The sequence below is a fragment of the Pseudomonas sp. IT-P218 genome (assembly GCF_949767605.1).
In the GTDB taxonomy this organism is placed as follows: domain Bacteria; phylum Pseudomonadota; class Gammaproteobacteria; order Pseudomonadales; family Pseudomonadaceae; genus Aquipseudomonas; species Aquipseudomonas putida_AE.
This window is the reverse complement of the sequence record NZ_CATKQQ010000002.1, coordinates 104,635-129,002: the sequence shown is the minus strand read 5'-3', so window position 1 is coordinate 129,002 and position 24,368 is coordinate 104,635. Positions and strand designations below refer to the sequence as shown.

23 protein-coding genes are annotated in these 24,368 nt (G+C 62.9%); 9 read left to right on the top strand and 14 right to left on the bottom strand.

Translation table 11 applies throughout. The features are described from left to right. Nucleotides 1-2: 2 nt before the first annotated feature. Nucleotides 3-878 (bottom strand): substrate-binding periplasmic protein, encoded by an 876-nt coding sequence (locus ACM6I6_RS01555; protein ID WP_414919269.1) that lies wholly within the window; start codon nt 876-878, stop codon nt 3-5. A 3-nt stretch (nt 879-881) separates the two neighbouring features. After that, nucleotides 882-1,343, bottom strand: coding sequence for a cytochrome c-550 PedF (pedF, locus tag ACM6I6_RS01550; RefSeq protein ID WP_274074718.1), 462 nt, complete (start codon nt 1,341-1,343; stop codon nt 882-884). A gap of 253 nt (nt 1,344-1,596) precedes the next feature. Between pedF and exaA the strand changes: the two genes are divergently transcribed. Further along, nucleotides 1,597-3,489, top strand: a complete 1,893-nt coding sequence (gene exaA / locus ACM6I6_RS01545) for a quinoprotein ethanol dehydrogenase (RefSeq protein ID WP_274074717.1) — start codon at nt 1,597-1,599, stop codon at nt 3,487-3,489. A 91-nt stretch (nt 3,490-3,580) separates the two neighbouring features. Next, complete coding sequence (locus tag ACM6I6_RS01540) at nt 3,581-4,228, top strand: pentapeptide repeat-containing protein (RefSeq protein WP_274074716.1); 648 nt, start codon at nt 3,581-3,583, stop codon at nt 4,226-4,228. A 139-nt stretch (nt 4,229-4,367) separates the two neighbouring features. On the opposite strand, the gene ACM6I6_RS01535 is transcribed toward ACM6I6_RS01540, so the two are convergent. Genes ACM6I6_RS01535 through ACM6I6_RS01525 form a run of 3 tightly spaced genes read right to left on the bottom strand, consistent with a single transcriptional unit; the run spans nt 4,368 to nt 6,390 of the window. Continuing rightward, the gene (locus ACM6I6_RS01535) at nt 4,368-5,006 is read right to left on the bottom strand and encodes a response regulator transcription factor (protein WP_274074715.1); all 639 of its coding nucleotides are present in this window, start codon (nt 5,004-5,006) and stop codon (nt 4,368-4,370) included. Further along, complete coding sequence (locus ACM6I6_RS01530; RefSeq protein ID WP_406592652.1) at nt 5,003-6,265, bottom strand: histidine kinase; 1,263 nt, start codon at nt 6,263-6,265, stop codon at nt 5,003-5,005. The genes ACM6I6_RS01535 and ACM6I6_RS01530 overlap by 4 nt, the downstream gene beginning before the upstream one ends. 2 nt (nt 6,266-6,267) lie before the next feature. Beyond that, the gene (locus ACM6I6_RS01525; RefSeq protein ID WP_274074713.1) at nt 6,268-6,390 is read right to left on the bottom strand and encodes a hypothetical protein; all 123 of its coding nucleotides are present in this window, start codon (nt 6,388-6,390) and stop codon (nt 6,268-6,270) included. 157 nt (nt 6,391-6,547) lie between these two features. On the opposite strand from ACM6I6_RS01525, the gene ACM6I6_RS01520 reads away from it, so the two are divergent. The 6 genes from ACM6I6_RS01520 (at nt 6,548) to ACM6I6_RS01495 (ending at nt 11,634) form a co-directional block, all read left to right on the top strand. After that, entirely contained in the window at nt 6,548-7,732 is a 1,185-nt protein-coding gene (locus ACM6I6_RS01520) for an ABC transporter substrate-binding protein (protein WP_406592653.1), read from the top strand. Between the two features lie 28 nt (nt 7,733-7,760). Then, complete coding sequence (locus ACM6I6_RS01515; protein WP_274074711.1) at nt 7,761-8,720, top strand: YVTN family beta-propeller repeat protein; 960 nt, start codon at nt 7,761-7,763, stop codon at nt 8,718-8,720. Further along, nucleotides 8,717-9,448 (top strand): ABC transporter ATP-binding protein, encoded by a 732-nt coding sequence (locus ACM6I6_RS01510; protein ID WP_414919268.1) that lies wholly within the window; start codon nt 8,717-8,719, stop codon nt 9,446-9,448. The genes ACM6I6_RS01515 and ACM6I6_RS01510 overlap by 4 nt, the downstream gene beginning before the upstream one ends. Beyond that, nucleotides 9,445-10,236: an ABC transporter permease gene (locus tag ACM6I6_RS01505; RefSeq protein ID WP_414919267.1), complete on the top strand. Its 792-nt coding sequence runs from the start codon at nt 9,445-9,447 to the stop codon at nt 10,234-10,236. Before ACM6I6_RS01510 ends, ACM6I6_RS01505 begins: the two co-directional genes overlap by 4 nt. Before the next feature lie 118 nt (nt 10,237-10,354). Continuing rightward, nucleotides 10,355-10,912, top strand: a complete 558-nt coding sequence (locus ACM6I6_RS01500; protein ID WP_274074708.1) for a PQQ-dependent catabolism-associated CXXCW motif protein — start codon at nt 10,355-10,357, stop codon at nt 10,910-10,912. Between the two features lie 56 nt (nt 10,913-10,968). Continuing rightward, entirely contained in the window at nt 10,969-11,634 is a 666-nt protein-coding gene (locus tag ACM6I6_RS01495; protein ID WP_414919266.1) for a response regulator, read from the top strand. A gap of 121 nt (nt 11,635-11,755) precedes the next feature. Here ACM6I6_RS01495 and nahK read toward each other — a convergent pair whose 3' ends face one another. The 6 genes from nahK to ACM6I6_RS01465 form a co-directional block, all read right to left on the bottom strand. Further along, nucleotides 11,756-14,350: a hybrid sensor histidine kinase/response regulator NahK/ErcS' gene (nahK, locus tag ACM6I6_RS01490; protein ID WP_274074800.1), complete on the bottom strand. Its 2,595-nt coding sequence runs from the start codon at nt 14,348-14,350 to the stop codon at nt 11,756-11,758. Then, on the bottom strand, nt 14,319-15,482 hold the full coding sequence (gene nosP, locus ACM6I6_RS01485) for a nitric oxide-sensing protein NosP (RefSeq protein WP_408597549.1): 1,164 nt from the start codon (nt 15,480-15,482) through the stop codon (nt 14,319-14,321). Before nosP ends, nahK begins: the two co-directional genes overlap by 32 nt. A gap of 218 nt (nt 15,483-15,700) precedes the next feature. Further along, nucleotides 15,701-16,885: a porin gene (locus ACM6I6_RS01480; protein ID WP_323607352.1), complete on the bottom strand. Its 1,185-nt coding sequence runs from the start codon at nt 16,883-16,885 to the stop codon at nt 15,701-15,703. Between the two features lie 237 nt (nt 16,886-17,122). Then, on the bottom strand, nt 17,123-19,603 hold the full coding sequence (locus tag ACM6I6_RS01475) for a TonB-dependent siderophore receptor (protein WP_323607351.1): 2,481 nt from the start codon (nt 19,601-19,603) through the stop codon (nt 17,123-17,125). Between the two features lie 96 nt (nt 19,604-19,699). Continuing rightward, entirely contained in the window at nt 19,700-20,659 is a 960-nt protein-coding gene (locus tag ACM6I6_RS01470) for a FecR domain-containing protein (protein ID WP_414919265.1), read from the bottom strand. Continuing rightward, nucleotides 20,656-21,177, bottom strand: coding sequence for a sigma-70 family RNA polymerase sigma factor (locus tag ACM6I6_RS01465; protein ID WP_046817094.1), 522 nt, complete (start codon nt 21,175-21,177; stop codon nt 20,656-20,658). Before ACM6I6_RS01465 ends, ACM6I6_RS01470 begins: the two co-directional genes overlap by 4 nt. A gap of 161 nt (nt 21,178-21,338) precedes the next feature. Here ACM6I6_RS01465 and ACM6I6_RS01460 point away from each other — a divergent pair, with 161 nt between their 5' ends. Beyond that, nucleotides 21,339-21,500: a DUF2986 domain-containing protein gene (locus ACM6I6_RS01460; RefSeq protein WP_274074703.1), complete on the top strand. Its 162-nt coding sequence runs from the start codon at nt 21,339-21,341 to the stop codon at nt 21,498-21,500. On the opposite strand, the gene ACM6I6_RS01455 is transcribed toward ACM6I6_RS01460, so the two are convergent. From ACM6I6_RS01455 to ACM6I6_RS01445, 3 genes are all read right to left on the bottom strand, one after another. Further along, nucleotides 21,487-21,660 (bottom strand): hypothetical protein, encoded by a 174-nt coding sequence (locus ACM6I6_RS01455; protein WP_274074702.1) that lies wholly within the window; start codon nt 21,658-21,660, stop codon nt 21,487-21,489. The genes ACM6I6_RS01460 and ACM6I6_RS01455 overlap by 14 nt on opposite strands. Before the next feature lie 93 nt (nt 21,661-21,753). Continuing rightward, nucleotides 21,754-22,794, bottom strand: coding sequence for a Rieske 2Fe-2S domain-containing protein (locus ACM6I6_RS01450; RefSeq protein ID WP_274074701.1), 1,041 nt, complete (start codon nt 22,792-22,794; stop codon nt 21,754-21,756). A gap of 176 nt (nt 22,795-22,970) precedes the next feature. Continuing rightward, nucleotides 22,971-24,344 (bottom strand): DUF1329 domain-containing protein, encoded by a 1,374-nt coding sequence (locus ACM6I6_RS01445; RefSeq protein WP_274074700.1) that lies wholly within the window; start codon nt 24,342-24,344, stop codon nt 22,971-22,973. Nucleotides 24,345-24,368: the final 24 nt, after the last annotated feature.

Below are 24,368 nucleotides of genomic sequence, written 5' to 3'. Positions count from 1 at the left end.
TCCTATTGGTACATCTCGGGCACGTCGTAACGCAGGCCGTAATGGCCATAGATGGTTTTCACCGAGCCTTCGCGGATCAGGCCTTCCAGCGCCTCCTCCACGGCATAGGCCAATTGCCGGTTGCTTTCGTGCACCGCCATGCCGATTTCCCAGAGTTGCTTGCCCATGTTCGGGTAGGCGTTTTCCGCCAGGGTCAACTGCGGGTCGGCCGCTTCATGCACTTGCCAGTCGATCTCGCCGCGCATGGCCATGACCGCGTCGACCTCGCCGGCCTTCATCGCCGCAAACGCCTGGGGCACGCCCGGGTAGTGACGGGTCTTGCCGGCGAGCATGCCGTTGAACACCGAGGTCAGGTAGAACGACGGCACGCTGTCGACCTCGACGCCGATCGGGTGTTGCTCGAACACCGCGACGCTGGCCACCTTGTCCAGCCGTCGACGGTCGTAGGCGACCTGCCACTGCTCGTTCTGGTATGGGCCGAACATCACCACATGGCCGTTTTCCATCTCGCCGAATTCGTTGCGTTTCTGCGCGTAATCGCGGTCGTACGGCACCCGCATCATCAGGTCGGCCAGTTGCTGGTTGTGCAGCGGGCTGGCCCGCCAGATGTAATCGCGCAGGTCGTCGTCGAGCTTTTCCCCGGCGGGCGCCCAGATCAGCGTCAGGCGCACGCCCAGCGCCTTGGCCAGCGCCTGGGCCAGTTCGACATCGACACCCCGGGGCTGACCGGCGTCTTCAAAACTGTAAGGGGCAAAATCCCTGTAGACCGCCACTTTCAGCTCCCCGGCGGCGATCATTTCGTCATAGTTGCGAACCTGCGCCTGCACCGACTGGCAGCACAGCCACACAGCGCCGATCAACACCGCGAGCAGGCGCATGGGTCACTCCTCGACGTGGACGCTGTCCAGGTAACTGCGCACCGCCCACAGGGCTTCCTGGCTCAGGTAGTCGGCCATCTTCGGCATATACACGCGGCCGTCACGCACCGCGCCATGGCGCACCCGTTCGACGAACCATTCATCGCCCGCCTCGCCGACATCGAGCATGCGCAAGTCCGGCGCGATACCACCGGACTTGGCTTCCAGGCCATGGCAGGCCGCACAGTTCTGGTTGTAGGCCGACGAGCCGATTTCCACTGCCTTGTCGTGCTCCGGGGAACTGCGGTAAGGGTTCACGGCGGCCCAGCCGTCGCCATCCACCTGGACGCCGGCATCCTTGATCGGGGTCAGGCCTTTGGTCTCAACGGCTTGTGGCACCACATTGCCGTGGGCCCATACGGAACCTGCACTGATAAAGCCGGCCAGCAGTCCGGCAACGAGCAAGGCGTTGCGTTTTGTTGTCATTGTTATGCCCTCTGGATTGCACGCAAGACCTCTTGGCAGAGGCTATGGCAACCATCTTAGGAACCCCGACGCGCTGACCCCATGCTGCTTTGGTGGCCGCCGTCTAGTCCCTTGGTAGTAAGGCCTTGGAGGGACGCCCAAATCAGGTGGCCCCTGGGAATTTTTCCCGGCAACGGCGGGACATTTTCCGTATCCGCCACACGGCGGGCGCCCCACCCTGTGCAGGCCAAAACCTCCACTGGGAACTGCCACCATGACAATAAGATCGCTACCCGCCCTTTCCCCCCTGACCGTCGCCGTGCAGACATTTTTGCTGGCCGCCAGCCTGTCCCTGAGTGCTACTGGTCATGCCGAGTCCACCCCGGCCACCGCTGGCAAAAACGTCAGTTGGGAAGACATTGCCAACGACCACCTGACGACGAAAGACGTGCTGCAATACGGCATGGGCACCAATGCCCAGCGCTGGAGTCCCCTGGCCCAGGTCAACGACAAGAACGTGTTCAAGCTGACCCCGGCCTGGTCCTATTCCTTCGGTGACGAGAAGCAGCGCGGCCAGGAATCCCAGGCCATCGTCAGGGACGGCGTGGTCTATGTCACCGGCTCGTATTCGCGGGTATTCGCCCTGGATGCCAAGACCGGCAAACGCCTGTGGACCTACAACCACCGCCTGCCGGACAACATTCGTCCGTGCTGCGACGTGGTCAACCGCGGCGCGGCGATCTATGGCGACAAGATCTACTTCGGCACCCTCGATGCGCGGCTGATCGCCCTGGACAAGAACACCGGCAAAGTGGTGTGGAACAAGAAGTTCGGCGACCACGCCGCGGGCTACACCATGACTGGCGCCCCGGTGCTGATCAAGGACAAGACCAGCGGCAAGGTGCTGCTGATCCACGGCAGTTCCGGTGATGAATTCGGCGTGGTCGGCCAGCTCTACGCCCGCGACCCGGACACCGGCGAAGAAGTCTGGATGCGGCCTTTCGTCGAAGGCCACATGGGCCGCCTGAACGGCAAGGACAGCACCCCCACCGGCGACGTCAAGGCGCCGTCGTGGCCGAACGATCCGACCACCGAGACCGGAAAGGTCGAAGCCTGGAGCCATGGCGGCGGCGCACCCTGGCAGAGCGCCAGTTTCGATGCCGACACCAACACCATCATCGTCGGCGCCGGCAATCCGGGCCCCTGGAACACCTGGGCGCGCACCTCGAAGGACGGCAACCCGCACGATTACGACAGCCTCTACACCTCCGGCCAGGTGGGCGTCGACCCGAGCACCGGCGAGGTCAAATGGTTCTACCAGCACACGCCGAACGATGCCTGGGACTTCTCCGGCAACAACGAGCTGGTGCTGTTCGACTACAAAGACAAGGACGGCAAGACGGTCAAGGCCACCGGCCACGCCGACCGCAACGGTTTCTTCTACGTGGTCGACCGCAACAACGGCAAATTGCAGAACGCCTTCCCCTTCGTCGACAACATCACCTGGGCCAGCCACATCGACCTCAAGACCGGCCGCCCGGTGGAGAACGAAGGCCAGCGCCCGGTCAAGCCATTGCCGGGGGAGACAAAGGGCAAGCCGGTGGAAGTCTCGCCGCCGTTCCTCGGCGGCAAGAACTGGAACCCCATGGCCTACAGCCAGGACACCGGGCTGTTCTACATTCCGGGCAACCAATGGAAAGAGGAATACTGGACCGAAGAGGTCAACTACAAGAAAGGCTCGGCCTACCTGGGCATGGGGTTTCGCATCAAGCGCATGTACGACGATCACGTCGGCACCCTGCGGGCGATGAACCCGACCACCGGCAAGGTGGTCTGGGAGCACAAGGAACACCTGCCGCTGTGGGCCGGCGTGCTGGCGACCAAGGGCAACCTGGTGTTCACCGGTACCGGCGACGGTTTCTTCAAGGCCTTCGATGCGAAAACCGGCAAGGAGCTGTGGAAATTCCAGACCGGTAGCGGCATCGTCTCGCCGCCGATCACCTGGGAACAGGACGGCGAGCAGTACATCGGCGTGACCGTCGGCTACGGCGGCGCGGTGCCGTTGTGGGGCGGCGACATGGCGGAGTTGACCAAGCCGGTGGCCCAGGGCGGCTCGTTCTGGGTGTTCAAGATCCCGAGCTGGGATAACCAGACGGCGAAACGCTGATCCCCACCGCCAGCAACCTGCGCCTACAACGCGAACCTGTAGGAGCCGGCTTGCTGGCGATTGCGCCCCTCCTCACAACGAGACGCCCGCCATGAAGTACCTTCCCCTGCTGCTATTGCTAAGCGCCCTCCCGACCCACGCCGACAACGGCGACGAGACCCCCCTGATCATCAACGGCTGCACCATCGCCGAACACAGCCAGTGCCCCGGCGCCAACCTCAAGGGCGCCAACCTGAGCAACCAGGACCTGCGCAACATGAACCTCAGCGGCGCCGACCTGCGCGAGGCCGACCTGCGCCACGCCCGCCTCGACCTCGCCAACCTGGAAAAGGCCCGCCTACAGGGTGCTAATCTGACCCGCGCGAGCCTGCAGCAAAGCAATGCGCGCCTGGCGGATTTCACCGGCGCCACGCTGGTGGCGATCCAGGGCTGGGGGATGTTCGCCCAGGGCGCGCAATTCGCCAACGCCGACCTCAGCGCCGCCTACCTGCAATTCGCCCGCCTCTCCGGCGCCAGATTGCACAACAGCAACCTGCGCGCCGCCGACCTGGAGATGACCTGGCTGAGCAAGGCCGACCTCAAGGATGCCAACCTGAGCGACGCCAACCTGCAGGAGGCCAAGTTGGGTGAAAGCAACCTGGAGCACGCCAACCTCAGCGGCTCGCGCCAGCACTATGCGAATTTTCAGGATGCGAACATGGAGGGCTGTACGGGGTGCCCGACGACTTGGGACAAATGACCAGAATGCAACACACCCCCCCTGTGGGAGCGGGCTTGCTCGCGAAAGCGGAGTGTCATTGAGCATTTTCGTGACTGACACACCGTCTTCGCGAGCAAGCCCGCTCCCACAGGGGATGGGTGTTGAATGGACGAGCGAGTCACCCCGCCTTGCGCACCACCCCCATATCAATCCCCAGATGCACCAGCTCGGCATGGGAGCTCACCTGCAACTTGCTCTTGAGCAACGTCAGGTGATTGGAAACCGTCTTGCTGCTGATGCTCAGTTGCTCGGCTATCTGCCGCGCCGGGGTGCCCTTGGCGAGCATCACGAAAATCTCCAGCTCGCGCTGGGTCATGCTCTGCAGGCGCGGGTCGCTGGCGTCCTGTTGCGCATGGCAAGCCAGTTGCGTAGCCAGCGGCTGTTCGATGTAGGCGTGCCCGGCAAGCACGCGCCGCACCGCCTCGATCAACACTTCTGGCGCCGAGCTTTTGGTCAGGTAACCCGCGGCCCCGGCGTCCAGTGCCTGGCGCACCAGCGGCAGTTCATCGTGCATGCTGAAAAACAGCACCCGCAGTTGCGGCAAGCGCTGGCGCAAGCGCCGGGTGGTTTCCAGGCCGCTGATGCCGGGCAAGCCGAAATCCATGATCACCAGCTGCGGCACGCTCTCCTGAACGCGCAGCAACGCTTCCTCCCCCGTTGCCGCCTCACGCACCTGCAGCGCCGGCAACAGGGCGCGCAACAGGCTGGCGTAGCCCTGGCGGACTACCGCATGGTCATCGACCAGCAAAATACTCATGAAACCTCCAGGGGCATGCTCAAGGCCAGCGCCCAACCGGCGCCGGGGTGACTGATGATGCGCAACTCGCCGCCCAGGCTACGGGCGCGTTCGCGCATCGAATACAAGCCGACGCCGGGGCGCTGGGGTTGCGCGGCGCCGCGACCGTTATCGCGCACCAGCAGGCGCAGGCGCGCGCCCTGATGTTGCAGGCGCACCCGCACCTGGCTGGCGTCGGCATGCCGGGCGATGTTGGTCAGGGCTTCCTGCAGCAAGCGGTACAGATGGGTCTTGTCTGGCGCCGACAGCGTTGGTAACTGCGCACTGAGGCGCAGTCGACAATCGATGCCCTGGCGGCCCTGCCATTGCTCCACCAGCAAGCGGATGGCGTCGGCCAGCGACAGGTGTTGCAGGACCACCGGATAGAGGTTGTGCACCAATGCCCGAAAGCCCTGTTGCAGGTGTTCGCAGTTGTGCTCCAGTTCCACCATGGTGCGCTCGACGGTTGCCGGCTGATCGGCCACCAGGCGCAGCAGACAAGCCTGGGCACGGATGCCGGCCAGGTACTGACCGAGATCGTCGTGCAGGGTCTGGGCCAGTTGGGTGCGCTCCTGTTCCTGTACGGCCAGCAAGGCCTGGGTCAGCCGGGCGTTGTCGCTGCCGGCCTGTTCCAGCGCCGCGGTCATGCGGTTGAAATGCACCGCCAGTTGGCGAGCCTCGGGCACCCCTTGGGTGCGCAGGCGCACCTTGAGCTGGCCGGCGCACACCTGCTGCAGCGCCCGCAGCAACTCATCGAGCAAGCCCATGCCGCGGCGCACGGCCCAGCGGATGGTCAACAGACTGACCAGCAGGGCCATCGCGCACAGGCTGAGCAGCTGTTGCAGGGAATCCCGGACTTCGTCGATTTCATCCCGCGGGTCGACTGCGATCTGCACCCGTCGGCCATCGGCCAGATCGAGAACGCTTGCGCCGTGTCGGCCCTCAGTGAACAACAAGCGTGCGAGCCAGGCATCGAGCCCGTCCTGCACGGCTGGCCGGGGTTGTTCATCCGCCACCAGCCAGTGCACACGCACATGGCGCAGGCCTTGGGTCAGCCGTGGTTGCAGGCTGACCGGGTCACGGGCGGCGGTTTCGCTCAGGTACTCGACCACCGCTTCGGCCGATTGCAGTTCACGCTCCACATCCGCCAGCGCCTGATGCACCAGCAACGCCGTGCACGCCAGGGTGACCAGCGCGAAAAAGCCGCAGACCCACAGGTTGATCCGCCACAGGGCCGACATGCCTAGCGCCCCGGTGTCGCGGGCATCACCTGCATAGGTGCGGGACGCGGGCCATGGAGCCGGTCGACGCCGATCAGGGTGAGAATCAGCAGGAGCGGCAACAGCAGTGCCTTGACGATACGCATGCCCAGTCCCCTCCAGAGTCGTGGCCTTTATTGCCCATGCTAAAACCGCGCCGCCCGGTACGGGCTACTACCTTGGTACTGGCTGGTTGGTACTTTCTGCATATTTCCACGCCTGCCCGGGCTTCCTATGCTGGCGCTACCTGTAATGGAGTGCCCTATGCGCCAGCTTGCCCCTTACGCCTTGATCTACCTGCTGGCGATTGCCTGCGCCGCCGGGTTGGTCACCCAGAGCCAGGCGGCGGACGCGCCCTTGCAGGTGCGCATCGGCTACCTGGGTTATCGCCCGGACCCTGGCCCGCTGCTGTCGAACGTCATTGCCGAACCCACCGATGCCGGGCTGCGCGGCGCCGAACTGGCGATCACCGACAGCAACAGCACTGGGCGTTTTCTCAATCACGCCTACAGTCTGGTCAGCGCCAGTGTCGACAACCCGCAAGCCTTGCTCGAAGCGGCAAAATCCCAGCATGAACAAGGCCTGCGCTTGTTCGTGGTGAACGCACCGGCCAGCAGCCTGCGCCAACTCAGTGCTGCGCTGCCCGACAGCCTGCTGTTCAACGCCGGCAGCCCCGACGACAGCCTGCGCAGCACCGATTGCCTGCCCAACGTGCTGCACAGCCTGCCGAGCCGGGCGATGCTCGCCGATGCGCTGGCGCAATTTCTGGTAGTGCGCAAATGGCAACGAGCGCTGCTGATCGTCGGCCCGACCACCGACGATCAAGCCTACGCCGCCGCCCTGCGCCGAGCGGCCAAGCGCTTCGGCCTGCAACTGGTGGCGGAGAAAGCCTGGAGTTTCGACAACGATCAACGGCGCAGCGCCCAGGCCGACATGCCGCTGTTCACCCAGACCGCCGAATACGATGTGGTGCTGGTGGCCGATGAGCGCGGCGATTTCGGCGAATACGTGCCCTACCAGACCTGGTACCCGCGCCCGGTCGCCGGGACTCAGGGCCTGACCCCGGTGGGTTGGCACAAGACCGTGGAAACCTACGGCGCCGCCCAGCTGCAGAAGCGCTTCGAAGCCCTGGCCGGCCGCTGGATGAACGACCGCGACTTCGCCGCGTGGATGGCCGTGCGCAGCATCGCCAGCGCCGTGAGCAAATCGCGCCAGACCGAGCCGATGGCGATCCGCGACCTGGAAATCAGCGACCAGTTGCCGCTGGACGGTTTCAAGGGCCGCAAGCTCAGCTACCGCCCCTGGAACGGCCAACTGCGCCAACCGATTCCGATCGTGCAGCCGCGGGCGCTGGTCAGCACCTCGCCCCAGGACGGTTTCCTGCACCCGTTCAACGAGATGGACAGCCTGGGTTACGACAAGCCCGAGGTCAGCTGCCGCTTTCCCTGAATACAACAACTACAACAAGGAAACTGCCATGCGCCGCACTCTTCTTTCCTGCGCCCTGCTGCTCGCCGCCAGCCACGCCGTCGCCAGCACCGCCTGGGTCTCCAATGAAAAGGACAACAGCCTCAGCCTGATCGACATGCAGACCCTGCAAGTCACCGACACCCTGCCCGTCGGCCAACGCCCCCGTGGTCTGCTGCTGTCCCACGACAACAAGCTGCTGTACATCTGCGCCAGCGACTCGGACCGGGTCCAGGTGATGGACGTGGCCACCCGCAAGATCATCAAGGAACTGCCCTCGGGCAAGGACCCCGAGCAATTCGCCCTGCACCCCAACAATCGCTGGCTGTATGTCTCCAACGAAGACGATGCGCTGGTCACGGTGATCGACACCGAGACGTCCAAAGTCCTCGGCCAGATCAACGTCGGCGTCGAGCCCGAAGGCATGGCCGTCAGCCCCGACGGCAAGTGGGCGGTGAACACCAGCGAAACCACCAACATGCTGCACTGGATCGACACCAGCACCCAGACCCTGGCCGACAGCACGCTGGTGGATCAGCGCCCGCGCTTCGTCGAGTTCTCGCCGGACGGTTCACAGCTGTGGGCTTCAGCGGAAATCGGCGGCACCGTGACCATCCTCGACGTCGCCAGCCGCAAGATCCTCAAGACCCTGAACTTCCAGATCAAGGGCGTGCATCCGGACAAGGTCCAACCCGTGGGCGTCAAGCTCAGTGCCGACGGCAAGTACGGCTTCGTCGCGCTCGGCCCGGCCAATCATGTGGCGGTGATCGATGCCAAAACTTTCGAGATTCTCGACTACCTGTTGGTGGGTCGACGGGTCTGGCAGATGGCATTCACCCCGGATCAAAAGCAGCTGCTGGCCACCAACGGCGTCAGCGGTGACGTTTCGGTGATCGATGTCGACAGCCTCAAGGTCAGCAAATCGGTGAAGGTCGGACGATATCCGTGGGGCGTGGTGGTGACCCCATGAACGCCCTGGAAGTCAGCGACCTGAGCTTTGCCTACGGCCCTCGGGAGGCCCTGCGCCAGGTGAACTTCAGCCTGGCGCCCGGGCGTTTCGCCGCGCTGCTGGGGCCCAACGGCGCCGGCAAATCCACCCTGATCGCGCTGCTGACAAGGCTCTATGACCTGCAGCACGGGGATATCCGGGTCGGCGGCTGTTCATTGCGCAGCGCCCCGCGCCCGGCGCTGAAACAACTGGGCGTGGTGTTCCAGCAAAGCACCCTGGACCTGGACCTCAGCGTCGAGCAGAACCTGCGTTATCACGCCGCGCTGCATGGCTTGTCCCGGCGCCAGACGCGCCTGCGGGTCGACGCGGAACTGGCCCGCCAGGCCCTTTGCGAGCGCCGTGGCGAACGGGTGCGCGAACTCAATGGTGGCCATCGCCGTCGAGTGGAAATTGCCCGTGCACTGCTGCACGAGCCGCGCCTGTTGCTGCTCGACGAAGCCAGCGCCGGCCTCGACCCGGCCAGTCGCCTGGCGCTCAACCAGCACATTCGCAAGCTGTGCCACGAGCAGCACATCAGCGTGCTCTGGACCACCCACCTACTCGACGAAGTACAGGCCAGCGACGACCTGTTGATCCTCCATCAGGGCCGCCTGGTGGCCAGCGGACAGGCCGACGCACTGAGCCTGGAGCACGGCGGCGACCTGGACTCGGCCTTCACCCGACTGACCACCTCAGGAGCTGCCCAATGAACGCGTACTGGCAATGTTTGCGCGGCATCGTGCTGCGCGAATGGCTGCGTTTCGTGATGCAACGCACGCGGTTTCTCAGCGCCCTGGTGCGGCCATTGCTATGGCTGCTGGTGTTCGCCGCGGGCTTTCGCGCCGCGCTGGGCATCGCCATCATCGAACCCTACGACACCTACATCCCGTACGAGGTCTACATTATCCCCGGGCTGGCCTGCATGATCCTGCTGTTCAACGGCATGCAGGGCTCACTGTCGATGGTCTACGACCGCGAGATGGGTAGCATGCGCGTCCTGCTCACCAGTCCCCTGCCCCGCACCTTCCTGCTGTACAGCAAGCTGTTGGCCACCTCGCTGATTTCGCTGCTGCAGGTGTATGCCTTCCTGGCGATTGCCTGGCTCTACGGCGTGCAGCCGCCGGTCATGGGGTTGCTGCTGGCCCTGCCAGTGTTGCTGCTGGTGGCCTTGATGCTCAGCGCCCTGGGCCTGTTGCTGTCGAACGCGATCCGCCAGCTGGAGAACTTCGCCGGGGTGATGAACTTCGTGATCTTCCCGCTGTTTTTCCTGTCATCGGCGCTCTATCCGCTGTGGAAAATGCGCGAGGCCAGCGAGTGGCTGTACTGGTTGTGCGCGCTGAACCCGTTTTCCCATGCGGTAGAGCTGGTGCGTTTTGCCTTGTATGAGCGGTTCAATCTGCTGGCGTTGGCGGTGTGCGTGGGCCTGACCCTGCTGTTTTCGCTACTGGCCGTACTCACCTTCAACCCTCAACATGCCGCCCTGCGCAAATCCACCTGACCAGGAAATTGAGCATGGAAAATTAATACTTTAGTACTGGTCCTACCTGTCTATCGTCGCATTCCCAACGCCTCGCGACTGGCATGTAATGGCTGCATAACTATAAGGACCAGACCCCATGCCGCGTGCCTCACGTCACCTGCTGCGTCCCACTCTCGCTGCGCTGTCGCTGGGCCTGTGGCTGGGCGGTGCACAGGCGCAAGCCCCGCTGTTTTCCCCCGATGGCTATCGCATCGACCTGTACCGCAGCCCCACGCCGGAACAACTGCCAGGCGCGACCATCATCGACACCCCAGGCCTGCAAGCGCTGCTCGGGCAAAAGCCGCGCCCGCTGCTGATCGACGTCTACCGTCGCCAATGGCTGCAAGGCCGCTTCATCGAAGACCAGCCCCACGAAAACCTGCCCGGCAGCCACTGGCTGGCGAACACCGGCGACGGAGAGCTGACGGCGCAATGGCAGGACTACTTCGCCGACCACCTGAAAAAGCTGACCGCCGGCGACCCGGCGCAACCGTTGGTCTTTTACTGCCGGGCCGACTGCTGGTTGAGCTGGAACGCCGTCAAGCGCGCAGCCTCTTTGGGCTATAAGACACTGTATTGGTACCGCGATGGCCTCGACGCCTGGCAAGCCGCCAGCCTGCCGGTCGCACCCGCTTTGCCCGAACCCTTTCCCTGAGCTTTACGCGTGCCTGCAGTTGCCACACCATAATCAAAATAATGAGGTGAAAGGCCATGTACAAAATTCTGATTGCCGACGATCACCCGCTGTTTCGCGAAGCCATACACAACGTCATCAGCGATGGTTTTGCCGGTAGCGAGGTGATGGAAACCGCCGACCTGGACAGCGCCCTGGCGTTGACCCAGGAGCACGATGACCTGGACCTGATCCTGCTCGACCTGAACATGCCCGGCATGCACGGGCTCAATGGCCTGATCAACCTGCGCAACGAAGCGCCGACCATTCCGGTGGTGATCGTCTCCGCCGAGCAGGACAAGCAGGTCGTCCTGCAGGCCATCACCTACGGCGCCGTGGGTTTCATCACCAAGTCCTCGCCCCGTGCCCAGATGACCGAGGCCATCCAGCAGATTCTCAATGGCAATGTCTACCTGCCCCCGGACATTATCCGCACCACCAAAAGCAGCACCCACCGGCGCATGAACGATGCCCCGAGCTTCCCGCCGGAACTGTTGCAGGCCCTGACCCGCAAGCAGCTGCAGGTGCTGGAGCGGATGACCAAGGGTGAATCGAACAAGCAGATCGCCTACACCCTGGAAATCGCCGAAACCACGGTCAAGGCCCATGTCTCGGCAATCCTGCGCAAACTCAACGTGCACAACCGGGTGCAGGCGATCCTGAGTGCCGGGGATATTGATTTCGGGTCTTATTTGCGGCGTTGAAACAGAAGACCGCGTCGTTCCCATCGCCGGCAGGCCGGCTCCCACAGGGGATTTGTGTACGACGCAGATCCCTGTAGGAGCTGGCTTGCCAGCGAAGAGGCCCTCACAAACACCAAATAACTCAAGGCCTGGCGAGCAAATGACTCATCGCCGTCTTCAGCTTCATCGGCCGCACCGGCTTGTGCATCAGGGTATGCCCCAGTTCGCGGATCTGCTGCTTGAGCTCGTTGCTGTAATTGGCGGTGATCATCATGGCCGGGATCGCGCAGGCGCGGCGGGCGTTGATCCGCGCGACAGCATCGACGCCGTTCTGGTCGTTGTCCAGGTGATAGTCGGCAATCAACAGGTCGGCTCCGGCATGGTAGTTGTCCACTTGCCGCGCCAGGTCATCTTCCGACAACGCCGTCACCACCCGACAGCCCCATCCCTCCAGCAACGTACGCATGCCGGCGCAAATGGTCGCATCGTTGTCCAGCACCCAGACCCGCGCCCCGCGCAGCCGTTCGAGCATCGGTTCGCTCATCGGAAGGCTCGGCAATGGCTTGGGCGCGGTGGCGCTGATCGGCACCTCCACTGCGAACATCGAGCCCCTGCCCGGCCATGAACGCACGTGGATGCGGTGCCCGAGGATGCCGGCGATTTTCTCGACAATCGCCAGCCCCAGGCCCAACCCACGATCCTGATCCGGACGTTGCACGTCGCCGCGCTTGAACTCCTGGAAGATTTCTTCCAGGCGATTTTCGGCAATGCCCATGCCGCTGTCCCAGACCTCGATCGACAGGCTGCTTTGATGCCGCCGACAACCCAGCACCACACGACCGCTGTAGGTGTAGCGAATGGCGTTGCTCAACAGATTGCGCAGGATGCGCGCCAGTAACTGGATGTCGCTGCGAACCAGTGCCGAACAGGGGATGAAATGCAGTTGCAGGCCCTCGCTGCGCGCCACCTCGGTGTATTCGGCGGCGAGATTTTCCAGCAGTTCGCTCAAGGCGAACGGCGCCACATCGGCCTTGATCACGCCGGCATCGAGCTTGGAAATATCCACCAGGGTGCCCAGCAGACTCTCCACATCTTCCAGGGAATTGCTGACATTGCGCACCAGATGCTCGTTGGCGATCGGCTCGCGGCGCTCCAGCAAGGCGCTGGTGAACAACCGCGCGGCGTTCAGCGGTTGCAGCAGGTCGTGACTGACCGCGGCGAGGAACTTGGTCTTCGACAGGTTGGCCTGTTCCGCCTCCAGTTTGGCCTCACGCAAGCGTGACTCGACCCGCCGGCGCTCGTCGATTTCACGCAGCAACTGGTCGTTTAGCTGGGTCAGTTCGGCGGTGCGTTCGCGCACCCGCAGTTCGAGGTTCTGATAGGCCTGGTGCAGCGCTTCGGCGGTACGCCGGCGTTCGGTGATGTCGCGGATCAACACGAAGATCCCCACCACCTCGCCACTGGCCAGGCGATTGGGCACGTAGGAGCGCAACATGTAGCGCTCCTGGTTGTTGACGTTGGTCTCGGCGAATTCGAAGGTCACGCTCTCCCCGGCCAGCGCCCTGGCCACGTAGGACTCCAGGCGCTGGTAATGCTGCTCGCTGTGCACCTGGCGCAGGCTCTGGCCGAGCATCACGCCGCGCGGCCAGCAGTACCATTCTTCGTAGACCTTGTTGGTGAACTCGTAGACCAGGTCGGCATTGAGGTAGGCGATCAGCGCGGGCACATGGTCGGTGATCAGGCGAATCCAGCGCTCGCTTTCGCTCAGGGCCTGGGCGTGCTGGTAGCGCTCAGTGATGTCGGTGAAGGTGTTGACGAAACCACCGGCCGGCAGTGGATGGGTGCGAATTTCCAGGACCCGGCCATCGTACAGGCGCTGTTCGCAATCCTGCACGGGACGCCCGTTCGCGCCACGACTGGCCGGGGTCAGCAGGGTCAACTCGCTGTCGGCGATGACTTCGGCAAAGGGCCGATGGGCCGCCACCGGCGCCAGGCCGCTGAGTTCCAGGAACCGCCGGTTCCACAGCTCCAGGATGCCCTCGGCGTTGACCATGGCCACGCCTTGGGACAGGTTGTCCACCGCCCGTTGCAGCAAGTGCGACTTCTGCGCCACCGCCTGCTCGCGGCGCATGGTTTCGCTCTGCTTGACGTCGGTGATGTCGGTGAACAGGATCACCCGCCCGCCCTCCTGGGTCGGCCGCTCGCTGACCTGCAGCCAGCGCCCGTCCTGCAGGCGATACAGCAGGTTCTCATCGGCGTGCCCGCGCGGCTCCTCGGTAAACGGCCCGTTGTTCATCATCAGGCGCTTGACCTCGCCCAGGCGCATGCCGGCGTTGATCCGCACCCGGCTGTGGGTCCAGAACGCCCTGAAGCGGCTGTTAAACAGGACAATGCGTTGATCGGCATCGAACAGCACGAAGGCATCGGAAATGCTCTCGATGGCGTCGATCAGGTGTTGATGGGCGGTTTCGGCACGCAGGCGGGCTTCGCTGAGCAGGTGGTTGCCCGCCTTGAGCTCGGCCATGGCCTGGTTCAAGGCATCGGTGCGTTCACGCACCTGCTCGGCCAGCACCACCGAATGCTGGAACGCGGCATAGGGATCGTTGCCGCGGGTGATGCCGGACTCGATGCGCTCGATCAGCGCCGCGTTGATGCGCTGCAGTTTCTGATTATCGTGCTGCAGGACGGCGATTTGCGCCCGCAGTTCAGCGCTGTCCAAGGGAGCGGCCGCGGGCAATGGCAACGCCGGTGAAGGTCTGGTTGATGTGCATGCCATTGAACTGTTCTCCGTAGGTGTTGAAGCCCATCACCCGCTGTTCGCGCAGGAAACTGCCGATCTGCTCCAGGCTGCCGGCGTCTTCCAGCTCCAGGCGCCTGAGGAAACAGTCACAACCGATGGTCAGCAACAGGTCGCCGAGGCGCTCCTGCAAGCCGTCGAACAGGCGCTGCAGGTTCGGCAGCATCGGCCCCGGGGTCATGGCGGTGAGGACGATGCCGTTCTCTACGGCGCAATAAAAACTCAGGCTCAGGTCCGGATGCACCTGCTGGATGGCGCGAACGTAGTATTGATCGTTGATGCGCACCGCCAGAGGGTGTGCGGCGAAGATCCGGTGGTCGAGCTCGGCCACCGGCACGCCGATGTGCCGGGCGTACTCGGCGGCGGCCGGCTCGGCGTTGAGTTCGAAGACTCGCCGCGAGGTGCTGTCGGCGCCGGTGACCACCAGCTTCTCCGCGCGCGGCAGGATGTGATGGGTGGTGAACACTTCGAAGTCCAGCCAGGTATTGACCAGCACCACCACCGCCGCACCGCTGCGAAAGCCGCCGTCGAAGTAGACATGGGTGTGGGTCAGGTAGTTGTCGTCACCGGCCGAGCCGCCGAAATGCGGAATATCGCCCAACGCCGCACTCAAGGCGGCGAGGACCATTTCCTCGCGGCTGGACAGGCCATCGAGCAAGGTCAGGGCAAAGCTGTTGCCCTTGATCGGGGCCAGGGTATTGCTGCGACAGCCGTTGACCAGGCGCTCGACCATCTGCTGCGCGTCGATCAGGCTGAAGTGCTCCATTTCGTCGATCAGTTCCAGGGCGATGGAAAAGTAACGATGATCGAAGCCCACCGCCGTCACGCAATTGCGCCCATAACCCTGCGGGGTGATTTCCCCGGCGCTGGTGCACCCCGCCAGGCGTATCCCGCCGAACCCTTGTTGCAAGGCGCCGCCCAGGGCCTGCAAGTCGTATTCGGCGGAGCAGAAGAACAACACGAACCCCAGGTGCGGGTGCAGCAACTGCCGCGCCAGCTCCTGCGCCACCTGTTGGGGATCGGTGGCCTGGGACATCGCACTGACGATCCCTTCGTTCTGGACCTGCTGCATGGTCGCCCCTCGCAGGTGCGTGTGTATGAGGCACGAGTGTACGAAGCCTGCGAAGGGCCACGAATGCTACTTGGGTAGCAGGTAGCCGCTTCAATGGGATGAGAGCTGTGTCGCAGATCCCGCGAACACCACCCCCCTGTAGGAGCCCGGCTTGCCGGCGAAGGCGTCATAGAAATCGCCTTCGCCGGCAAGCCGGGCTCCTACAAGGGGTTCGTGGTTTACCAGGTCAATACCGCCCCCAGCGCAACGGTATCGGTGTCTTCGTTCTGCGCACTGTTGTCATGGCCGTTGATTTCGAACTGGTTGTACTCGGCCACCAGCTTGAGGTTGTCGTTCACGTCATGGAACAGCGCAACGCCGCGGGTCTCGTAGTCGGCGCCGCTGCCGACCACGCCGTTGCCATCGTCATTGGTCTTGCCGTAGGACAACGCCAGGCGGTTCTTGCCCAGCTTGTAGGAGCCCTGCAACAGGTAGCCGTCGCTGTCGACGTTGCGCAGGGTCGGCTCGCCGGCGTTGTTGGTGAAAAACGGATTGATGCCCTTGGCCTGGAAACCGGAGCCGGTCAGGGACAAGCCGCCCATCTTTGCCTGCACGCCGTAACCGACGCCTTTGGACGTGACGGTGTCGACGGTGGAATCGGTATTGTCCGAGGTCTGGTAGCTGCCGTTGACCCAGCTGTAGATCTTCGCCCCGGCGAGGTCGAACTGGTAGGTGATCTCGCTCTCGGTGCGCGGGTTTTCCTGGTAGGCCTTGCCGGTGGGGCTGCTGTCGTTGGTGTCCACCGGGTCCATGATGCCCACCGCCACGCGCAAGCCGTCCATCACCGGCGTGCGGTAGGTGATCTGCGAAGTGGGGAACGGATAGGGGTAACCGGTGCCGATGTTGCCGAACGACACCCCGCCACCGTCCACCAGGCCCAGGGTATCGCTGACCTGACCGTAACCGGCGAGCAACTCGTCGAGCAGGATGTTGGAGCGGGCGAACAGGCCGAAGTCCTTGCCGATCAGCACTTCGCCCCACTCAGGGTTGGCCACGGTGCCGTAGAACTGCCGCACATCGATGGCGGTGTCGGTGCCATTGGTTTCACTGTCGTTGATGGTGACCCAGAACGAGGCGCGAGCCCCGAGCTTGAGGTCATCGACCTGCTTGCCCATGTTGAAGCCCAGGTAGTTGGGCAGAAACCCCATCTTCACCCGCGATTGACGGCGGTCGTACTGTTCGCCGGCGCGGTCGACATCGCTGTTGACGTAGAAGGCATTGATGTAGCCGTCGGTGGAGAACGTGGTCTGGTCTTTGTCGTACAGCATGATCTCCGCCTCGGCCATGGCGATCAGGCCGAAGGTAGACAGGCTGGCAATCAAGGCAGGCAAAAAACGCTGGGTGAAGTTCTTGTTGTTGTGCATGGCGCGCTCCGCGACTGGGACGAGTTGTCGGGGGCGATTATCGAAAGCGCGAGGGCAGCGCCATACGCTGCCTTGGGGGTGGAATCGAGGTGCTTTGGCATGGCCGCATGCGCGCGATAACTGTGGCCTAAGACCGTCTGTCGGCAAGGCTCACCACTTAGGGTGTAGGCCTGTAGCACCATGAAAAATGCCCGGATCTCACGACCCGGGCATCATTCCTCGACTGTGCTGCCAGCGTCAGAAGCTCGCCTTGACCGACAACATGAAGTTGCGTGGATCGCCGTAGTAGTTACCGAAGGACTCGGTACCGATGGTGGTGTAGTAGCGCTTGTCGAACAGGTTGTTGCCATTGAGCGCCACCGACCAGGTGTCGTCGATGCGGTAGCCGATGCGGCCGTTCCAGATCGCATAACCCGACTGGGTGATTTTCTCGCCGCTAGAGGGCGAAACCCGGAAGTTATCGCTTTGCGCGTTGACGCCAGCACCAATAGTGAATCGCTCGAGTGACCCGCCCAGGGCGTAATCGCCCCACATGCGCAACAAATGCCGAGGCACATAACTGTTGAACGCCGCGCCATTGAGGCTGCTGTCGATGTCGTCGAGGGTCTTGGTCTGGGTGTAGGTATAACCGGCCAGCAGCTGCAGGCGTTCGATGACTTCACCGCTGATCTCGGCCTCGAAACCCTGGGCGCGTACCTTGCCGGCGTTGACGTAGCAGTAGCCATCGGAGGACGGGCAGGACGAGTTGAAGTCGGTCTGCGCCTGGTCTTTCTGGATCGTACGGAACAGATTGAAGGAACTGTTCAGTCGACCGTCGAACCAGGCGCCCTTGATCCCCAGCTCGTAGCTCTGGCCCACCAGCGGCTTGAGCGCCGACCCGTCTTCGGAGCGGTAGTTGCCTTGCGGGGTGAAGATTTCCGCGTAGCTGGCGTAGGCCGTCAGGTTCTCGTTCAGGTCCAGCAGTACGCCGGCAAACGGCGTCACCTGCCCGGTCTCGGTGGTGCTGGAGTGCTCCGAGGTGCCGGTGTTGATGAAGTCGGAATCGGTATCGGAGTTGTACCAGCTCACCCGACTGCCGACGACGAATGTCAGCGGGTCAGCCAGTTTCAAGCGCAGGGTCGAGTACACGCCCTTCTGTTTGGTCACCGAATTGACCGGCCCGCCGCGGGACGAGTTGTCGATGAAGTAGCTGTCATCCGGCTCGGGGATATGCTTGTCGGGATTGAACACATTCTGGCGTTGCGGCAGAAACGCCACCGAGTAGAAGTCGTCCTTTTTCGAACGGCTGGCGTTGACGCCCACCACCAGTTCATGGCGCTGACCGAAGGCGTCGAACTTGCCATCCACGTAGGCGTCCAGGCCGTAATCGACCTGATCGTAGTCGTACATGCTGCCCAGCATGCCGGTGGTATTGATACCCGGCGTCACGGCGCCGGAAGCGAAGGCGTACTTGATGTCCTGGGTGTTTTTTGTATAGACGCTGGCGACCTTCAAGGCCCAGTCGTCGTTGAGCTGGTGAGTCAGGTCGCTGAACACGGTGGTGCGCTGGCTGCGCCAGGTGTTCCACGAAGGATCGAGGCAGGTCGAGCGGCTGAGCTTCAGGTCGCTGCCGTCCCGGTAACGCGGCAGGCCGCCCCAGCAAGGGTTGGCATCCACGTCTTCATAGGCGACGCCCAGGCCAAGGGTGGTGTCGGGGCTCAGGTCAAGGTCGAGCGCGCCGTAATACACCTGGTCCTTGCGACTGGCATCGTCGACGAAGTAATGCCGGCTCTGTTCGGCGACCACGGCCCGCCCGCGCAAGGTGCCGGATTCGTTCAATGGGCCACCGGTGTCGACCTGGCCGCGATAGTTGTCCCAGCTGCCACCGGACAGGGTGATGTCGGTGTGCGCCGAGGTCTGGCCGCGCTTGCGCACGAAGTTCACCCCGCCTGCGGTACCGCCCGCGCCTTTCATCATGCCCGCGGCGCCGCGCAGGATTTCCACACGGTCGTAATACGCCATGTCCTGGCTGAAACTGTCGGCCTGGACATAGAGGTTGCCCATGTCCAGGGGCACACCGTCGTACTGGTACTGGCCCGACATGCGGAAGCCACGGGAATAGAAGTACTTGCCGCCCATGGTCGAGTCGTAGACGGTGATGCCCGGGGTCTTTTCCATGACCTGGTCGATGGTGTTGAGGTTCTGGTCATCGAGCATCTTGCGTGTCATCACCGTGACCGATTGCGGCGTCTCCCTGAGCGAGTGCTCGCCCTTGCCGAGGGTGACTGCACCTGTGGTGTAGGAGCCGCTGTATTCGGTGGTCGCGCCCAGCACTTGGCCATTGATGTTGGTCGCGCCCAGTTCCAGCGCCGAGCCGACAGTGGGAACCGGTCGCAGCACATAAGTCCCGTTGGCCTGGGGCTCGGCCTGCAGGCCGCTGCCACCCAGGATCCGCGCAAAGCCTTCGCTGACGCCAAACGCACCCTTGAGCCCGGGGGATTTCAGCCCGTCGGTTTGGCGCGCATCGAACGACAGCGCAGCCCCCGCCGCGCTGGCGAAATGACTGAGGACTTCGGTCAGGCTGCCGCCGGCAATGTCAAAGGACTTGATTGAGCTGTGCTGTTGCTCCAGCGGCTGTGCCGCCATGGTTACCGTTGACCAGACGCCCGCCGTCGTTGCCGCCAAGAACCCGACCTTTACTGCGGTCGTCAAACGACCCGGTTTGTACACCCGAAACATGCTTGCCCTCCCCCAAAAACAATCGGTAAACACTCATTGAGGGATGAGCCGAACGTTGCGTATGAAAAGTGCAAAGGCAGACAAACTTTTTTCAACTCAGTGTGAAAGCGCACTGGCAGGCGCCGACACATCGACCCAATATCGGCTGTAGCGGGTGATCCGTAGCGAGAAGCCACTCTCCAGCGCAGCCAGCGCCAGGTCGGTGTCATCAATGGGGAAAGCGCCGGACACCTTCAGCTGCGCGATACTTGGATCGCAGCGCAGCACGCCGGTGCGATATCGCGAAAGGTCGGCCAGCAACTCGCTCAAGGGACGATTGATGGCAATGACGCTGCCCTGTTGCCAGGCTCCCACCGACGCATCGTTGCGCCGTACCGCCCCCAATGAGTGGCCATCGAAGTCCAGGGACTGGCCGGCTTCCAGACGTACCATGGAGCCTGCGGAACGGACCTCCACGGCCTTCTCGAGTACCGCCACCCCACCGCCCTGCCCATTGGAGCGGACGAGAAAACGCGTGCCGAGCGCGAGCACCTCGGCATGATGGGTGAGCACCTTGAACGGCCGTTTCAAGGGATCGACCGCAGTCGTCACCTGGATCTCGCCGCGCAACAGTTCGAGCACACGTTGACGACCGTCGAAACGCAGGTTGACCGAGGTGTCGGTGTTGAGCAGCAACGTGCTGCCGTCGGCCAGGCGAAACTCACGGCGCTCACCCACGGCGGTGCGGAAATCGGCAAACAGGTTGCTGGAAGTTTCACTGCGCAAGCCCAACCAGCCCAGGGAACCGGCTGACGCGAGCACCAACACACTGCGCAACACCTGGCGCCGGGAGCGATCAGCGCCACGCAACGCTGGCGACGCCAGGGAACCCGGCACACTCGCCATCTGCTCGCTGACGTCGACCATGCGTTGCCAGGCCTGGCGATGGGCCGGATCGCCGGCCAGCCAGTCGTTCCAGGCGGCCAGGTCGGAATCGCTGGCGATACCCGAACGAAGTCGGGCATACCAGCGGGCAGCGGCGCCAATCGCCTGTAACTCGGCGGGCGATAGGCTCATGCCAGTTGCAACTGAATCTGCATCAGGCAGCAATGCTCCATGGCCTTGGCCATGTAGTTGTTGACCGTGCGGGTGCTGATATTCAAGCGCTCGGCAATCTGCGGGTAGGTCAGGCCGTCGAACTGGGAGAGGATAAACGCCTGCTTGACCTTGGTCCCCAATCCTTGCAGCAGGCGGTCGATTTCCACCAGGGCCTGCAGCAGGATCGCCTGTTCCTCCAGCGAAGGCTGCTGCCACTCAGGCATGGCGGCCAAGGCTTCCAGGTAGGACTGTTCCAGCGAGCGACGGCGAAACAGATCGATCAGCAAGCCCTTGGCGATCATCGACAGGTAAGGTCGCGGCTCGCGAATCTCCAGCGCGTTTCGCGCCTTGATCACCCGCACAAAGGTGTCCTGCGCCAGGTCCGCCGCATCGAACGCATTGCCCAGGCGCTGGCGCAGCCAGCCATTGAGCCAACCGTGGTGCTCGCAATACAGATCATTGACGGCGCTGCGCAGGGATAAATCGTTGGCGGACATGAGGTGGAATAGTTCGCGAGTGATAATGACTCGCATTGTCAGTCGTGCGCAGGGTAATTTGCAATAGCCACAACGGCCAACCCGCCTCGCCGCACTGGAAGGTGGGGCCAGGCAACGGCTACGCTGATATCATTCAAGTACTTACAAGCCGGGTAGAAAACATGAACCGTCAAAAAAAGCTGCAGCAGTTGTTCAAGGCCAAGGCCAAGAAGGCCAGCGCCAAACTGGCACCGAAAAAACCGAAATACATCAGCAAGGCTGACCGATTGAAACTGGCGGCTGAAGCCGGTGACGCCTCGATCAATTCCCCTAGCGAAAATTGATCCAGTTCGGCGCGCTCGAACTCATCGCCACACAGCTCGCGTAACGCTTGCAGGCCTTGACGCTGGCAGGCTCCGGCGGCACCGACACCAGCACGGTCAACACCAGGAAAAACAGGATCAAGAACGGTACGTAATAGGCGAGATGACTTTTTATTTTCATTGTCAGTGCGCTCGTGGCCCTTGAATCGAAACTGCGTGGGCAGTCCCCTTTGTAGAGGCGCCTTCGAGTGAGCGAAGGCGCCCTGTCACGCTGTCAGCGCTCGTCCACCGTGATGAACTCGCGACGTTCTGCCATGAATGCCGGCACGTCGTCCTCATTGGTGAAGAACTGCTCGTACCACTCGCGCAACTGATAGACCGGGCCATCGGTTTCGGCCAGTACCGGCTTGTCGATGCGGATCTTGTGCTTCCAGATCACCACGTCCTGGTAGAACGAGTCGCGGTTGCCCTGGACATAGGCCCTGGCCACTTCCTGGTTCTGTTCTTCGGTCCAGCCCGGCACCCGCTTGACCATGCAACCAAAGCGCAGGTCGAAGCTGTTCGGTGTCACCGGCACGTGGCTGTTGAGCAGGATGGCGTGGATGCGCACGTCGCCGAACATCGAGCTGATGTGGGTGAAGTGGGTCGCCGGCCCGTAGTAGGCCGACGGCGCGATCAAGTCGCCGCCCAGGCGCTCGGAGTCGCCATGGAAAATCTGATGGCCGATGTGGCCTTCGAAGACGTTGGCGAAATACTTGGTCGGCGTGCCGTGCACCGGCCCGAAGTGCTGGGCGTCCACCAGGTTATCGACCAGCTCCCGTGGGTTGGTCTCGATGTGCATGGTGTCGATGTTCCAGTCGTGCACCCAGTCCGGATCGTCCATCTCGGGCAGGTGCGGAATGACCACGCCCTCCTTCGGCGCGCGGCCTTCGGGGTTGTTCCAGACGAACAGCAGGTTGTTTTCCTCGCAGGTCAACCAGCTGCGGGTCTTGGCCTTGGGTGGGATGCGCTTGCAGTAGGGAATCTCCACGCATTTACCGCCGGTGTCGTACTTCCAGTGGTGGAACGGGCATACCAGCCGGTCATTCTCGATGGTGCCCTGGGACAGGTCGGCGCCCATGTGCGGGCAATAGGCATCGAGGATGCTGATGTTGCCCTGGCTGTCGGCGAAGGCCACCAGGCGGGTGCCAAAGACTTCCAGGGTGTGGGGCTTGCCATCACGGTAATCGCTGGCATTGCCCAGGCAGTGCCAGCCGCGGGCGTAACGGTGGGTACGCTGGGCGTTCTCGATGTTGATTTCAGCGAGTTTGGTCATTGTTGTTGTTCCTCGGTTGCAGACTTGGGCAGGCAATGCCCCCAAGAAATACAGGGTGATCCCATGGCCGACATCATTGGGTAGCCGCGCCGGCAGGTCATCCTTCAGTTGGACTAGATCAAACGCGATCCACTCTCAATGGGCGCCCCAGTCACCAGGGGCGCCGCACTGGACGGTTACTGGCCGAAGCGCCGGGCAGCCTCCGGGCCGAAGTCCCGGGGACTGAAGCCGGTTTTGTTCAGCAGGTAGCCATTGCGCTGTTCGTTGATCAGGTTGAACGCCAGGTAGCTGCCGGCGTTGAGGTCGTAGTACAGGCCGACGCCCGCTTGAGGCCGCTGGCTTTCGTAGGCGTAGAAGTAATTCAGCATCGAGGTCCGCCACAGCTCGCCACGGTTGTCATAGTTGTCGGCGAGCATCGGGAACCAGGTGTCCTCGTCGATATACAACTTGCGCTTGCCATACAGGTGGCGATAACCCGGCTTGAGGGTGCCTTCGAGCTCCCACACCCGATGGCGCTCATAACGCATCGCATCGGGATTGATGTGGCCCGGCGTCAGCAGATCGGCGTACTTGAGGTTGGCCGCGTGCAGGCGGTAGGTGTTGTAGGGGATGAACATCTCGCGCTTGCCGACGATCTTCCAGTCGTAACGCTGCCCGGAACCGTTGAACAGGCGCACCTCGTCGACGGTGATCGAGCCGCCGCTGCCAGGGAACGACATGTCGAAGCCATAGCCGGGCGACTGGCGCACCCGCCGCGTACCCGGATCGTAACGCCAGGCCTGGCGCGGTTCGGTCTTGTCATTCCAGAACTCGGTGCCGGTATTGATCTCGCCCTTGTCCCGTTGCGGCAGCAGGGTTTCGTTGAGATAGAACGACGAGTTGCCGGTGGTCTCGCCAATCCTGCCCGGCTCCAGCGCCGGTGCCAGGTTGCGCGAATGCACGCGTCCCCAGTTGATGTTGCCATCCTTGAGCACGTAGGCGTTGTCGGAGGTGTATTCCTCGGTCCAGGCACGCAGGGTAAAAGCCGAGGCGTTCTTCAACAGTTCCAGGCCGCTGCGCGGTACCGGAAAGGCTGTGCCGCCGGTTTTGCCCACTACCCCTTCACCCTCATCCACCAGGCGAGCAATGCTGGCGTTCTCGCGGGTGGCTTTGCAAACCGCGTCGTCGAAGCGGAAATCCCGGTGCGAGGGGTAGATCGGCATCTTGTAGGTGCCCGGGAACAGCTTGAACAGGGCTTTCTGGCCGTCGGACAGGTAGTCGTTGTACTGCGCGATGTTCTGCGCGGTAATCACGAACAGCGGTTTTTCGTCCGGGTACGGGTCTACCGGGTGGTTACCAGTGCCCTTGAAATCAACGTGGGGCGGTGCGCCCAGCCATTTGCCGCTGAACGCTGGAATGCTGCCGTCGGCGTTGCCGGCTTTTTCCGCGCCCACGCACGTCAGGTCTGTGCCCAGGCGGGAGGCATCTTCGGGTGCGGCATTCACCGTGCCGATGGCACAGCCCAATATCAACGCCAACGCCCAGCCAGGGGACTGATTACTGCCGGTCATTTTTATTCTCCTTAGGTTCGACAA

Coding starts and splice junctions, on each gene's coding strand:
- ACM6I6_RS01555 (WP_414919269.1), bottom strand. CDS start 878: ATGCGCCTGCTCGCGGTGTTGATCGGCGCTGTGTGGCTGTGCTGCCAG.
- pedF (WP_274074718.1), bottom strand. CDS start 1,343: ATGACAACAAAACGCAACGCCTTGCTCGTTGCCGGACTGCTGGCCGGC.
- exaA (WP_274074717.1), top strand. CDS start 1,597: ATGACAATAAGATCGCTACCCGCCCTTTCCCCCCTGACCGTCGCCGTG.
- ACM6I6_RS01540 (WP_274074716.1), top strand. CDS start 3,581: ATGAAGTACCTTCCCCTGCTGCTATTGCTAAGCGCCCTCCCGACCCAC.
- ACM6I6_RS01535 (WP_274074715.1), bottom strand. CDS start 5,006: ATGAGTATTTTGCTGGTCGATGACCATGCGGTAGTCCGCCAGGGCTAC.
- ACM6I6_RS01530 (WP_406592652.1), bottom strand. CDS start 6,265: ATGTCGGCCCTGTGGCGGATCAACCTGTGGGTCTGCGGCTTTTTCGCG.
- ACM6I6_RS01525 (WP_274074713.1), bottom strand. CDS start 6,390: ATGCGTATCGTCAAGGCACTGCTGTTGCCGCTCCTGCTGATTCTCACC.
- ACM6I6_RS01520 (WP_406592653.1), top strand. CDS start 6,548: ATGCGCCAGCTTGCCCCTTACGCCTTGATCTACCTGCTGGCGATTGCC.
- ACM6I6_RS01515 (WP_274074711.1), top strand. CDS start 7,761: ATGCGCCGCACTCTTCTTTCCTGCGCCCTGCTGCTCGCCGCCAGCCAC.
- ACM6I6_RS01510 (WP_414919268.1), top strand. CDS start 8,717: ATGAACGCCCTGGAAGTCAGCGACCTGAGCTTTGCCTACGGCCCTCGG.
- ACM6I6_RS01505 (WP_414919267.1), top strand. CDS start 9,445: ATGAACGCGTACTGGCAATGTTTGCGCGGCATCGTGCTGCGCGAATGG.
- ACM6I6_RS01500 (WP_274074708.1), top strand. CDS start 10,355: ATGCCGCGTGCCTCACGTCACCTGCTGCGTCCCACTCTCGCTGCGCTG.
- ACM6I6_RS01495 (WP_414919266.1), top strand. CDS start 10,969: ATGTACAAAATTCTGATTGCCGACGATCACCCGCTGTTTCGCGAAGCC.
- nosP (WP_408597549.1), bottom strand. CDS start 15,482: ATGCAGCAGGTCCAGAACGAAGGGATCGTCAGTGCGATGTCCCAGGCC.
- ACM6I6_RS01480 (WP_323607352.1), bottom strand. CDS start 16,885: ATGCACAACAACAAGAACTTCACCCAGCGTTTTTTGCCTGCCTTGATT.
- ACM6I6_RS01475 (WP_323607351.1), bottom strand. CDS start 19,603: ATGTTTCGGGTGTACAAACCGGGTCGTTTGACGACCGCAGTAAAGGTC.
- ACM6I6_RS01470 (WP_414919265.1), bottom strand. CDS start 20,659: ATGAGCCTATCGCCCGCCGAGTTACAGGCGATTGGCGCCGCTGCCCGC.
- ACM6I6_RS01465 (WP_046817094.1), bottom strand. CDS start 21,177: ATGTCCGCCAACGATTTATCCCTGCGCAGCGCCGTCAATGATCTGTAT.
- ACM6I6_RS01460 (WP_274074703.1), top strand. CDS start 21,339: ATGAACCGTCAAAAAAAGCTGCAGCAGTTGTTCAAGGCCAAGGCCAAG.
- ACM6I6_RS01455 (WP_274074702.1), bottom strand. CDS start 21,660: ATGAAAATAAAAAGTCATCTCGCCTATTACGTACCGTTCTTGATCCTG.
- ACM6I6_RS01450 (WP_274074701.1), bottom strand. CDS start 22,794: ATGACCAAACTCGCTGAAATCAACATCGAGAACGCCCAGCGTACCCAC.
- ACM6I6_RS01445 (WP_274074700.1), bottom strand. CDS start 24,344: ATGACCGGCAGTAATCAGTCCCCTGGCTGGGCGTTGGCGTTGATATTG.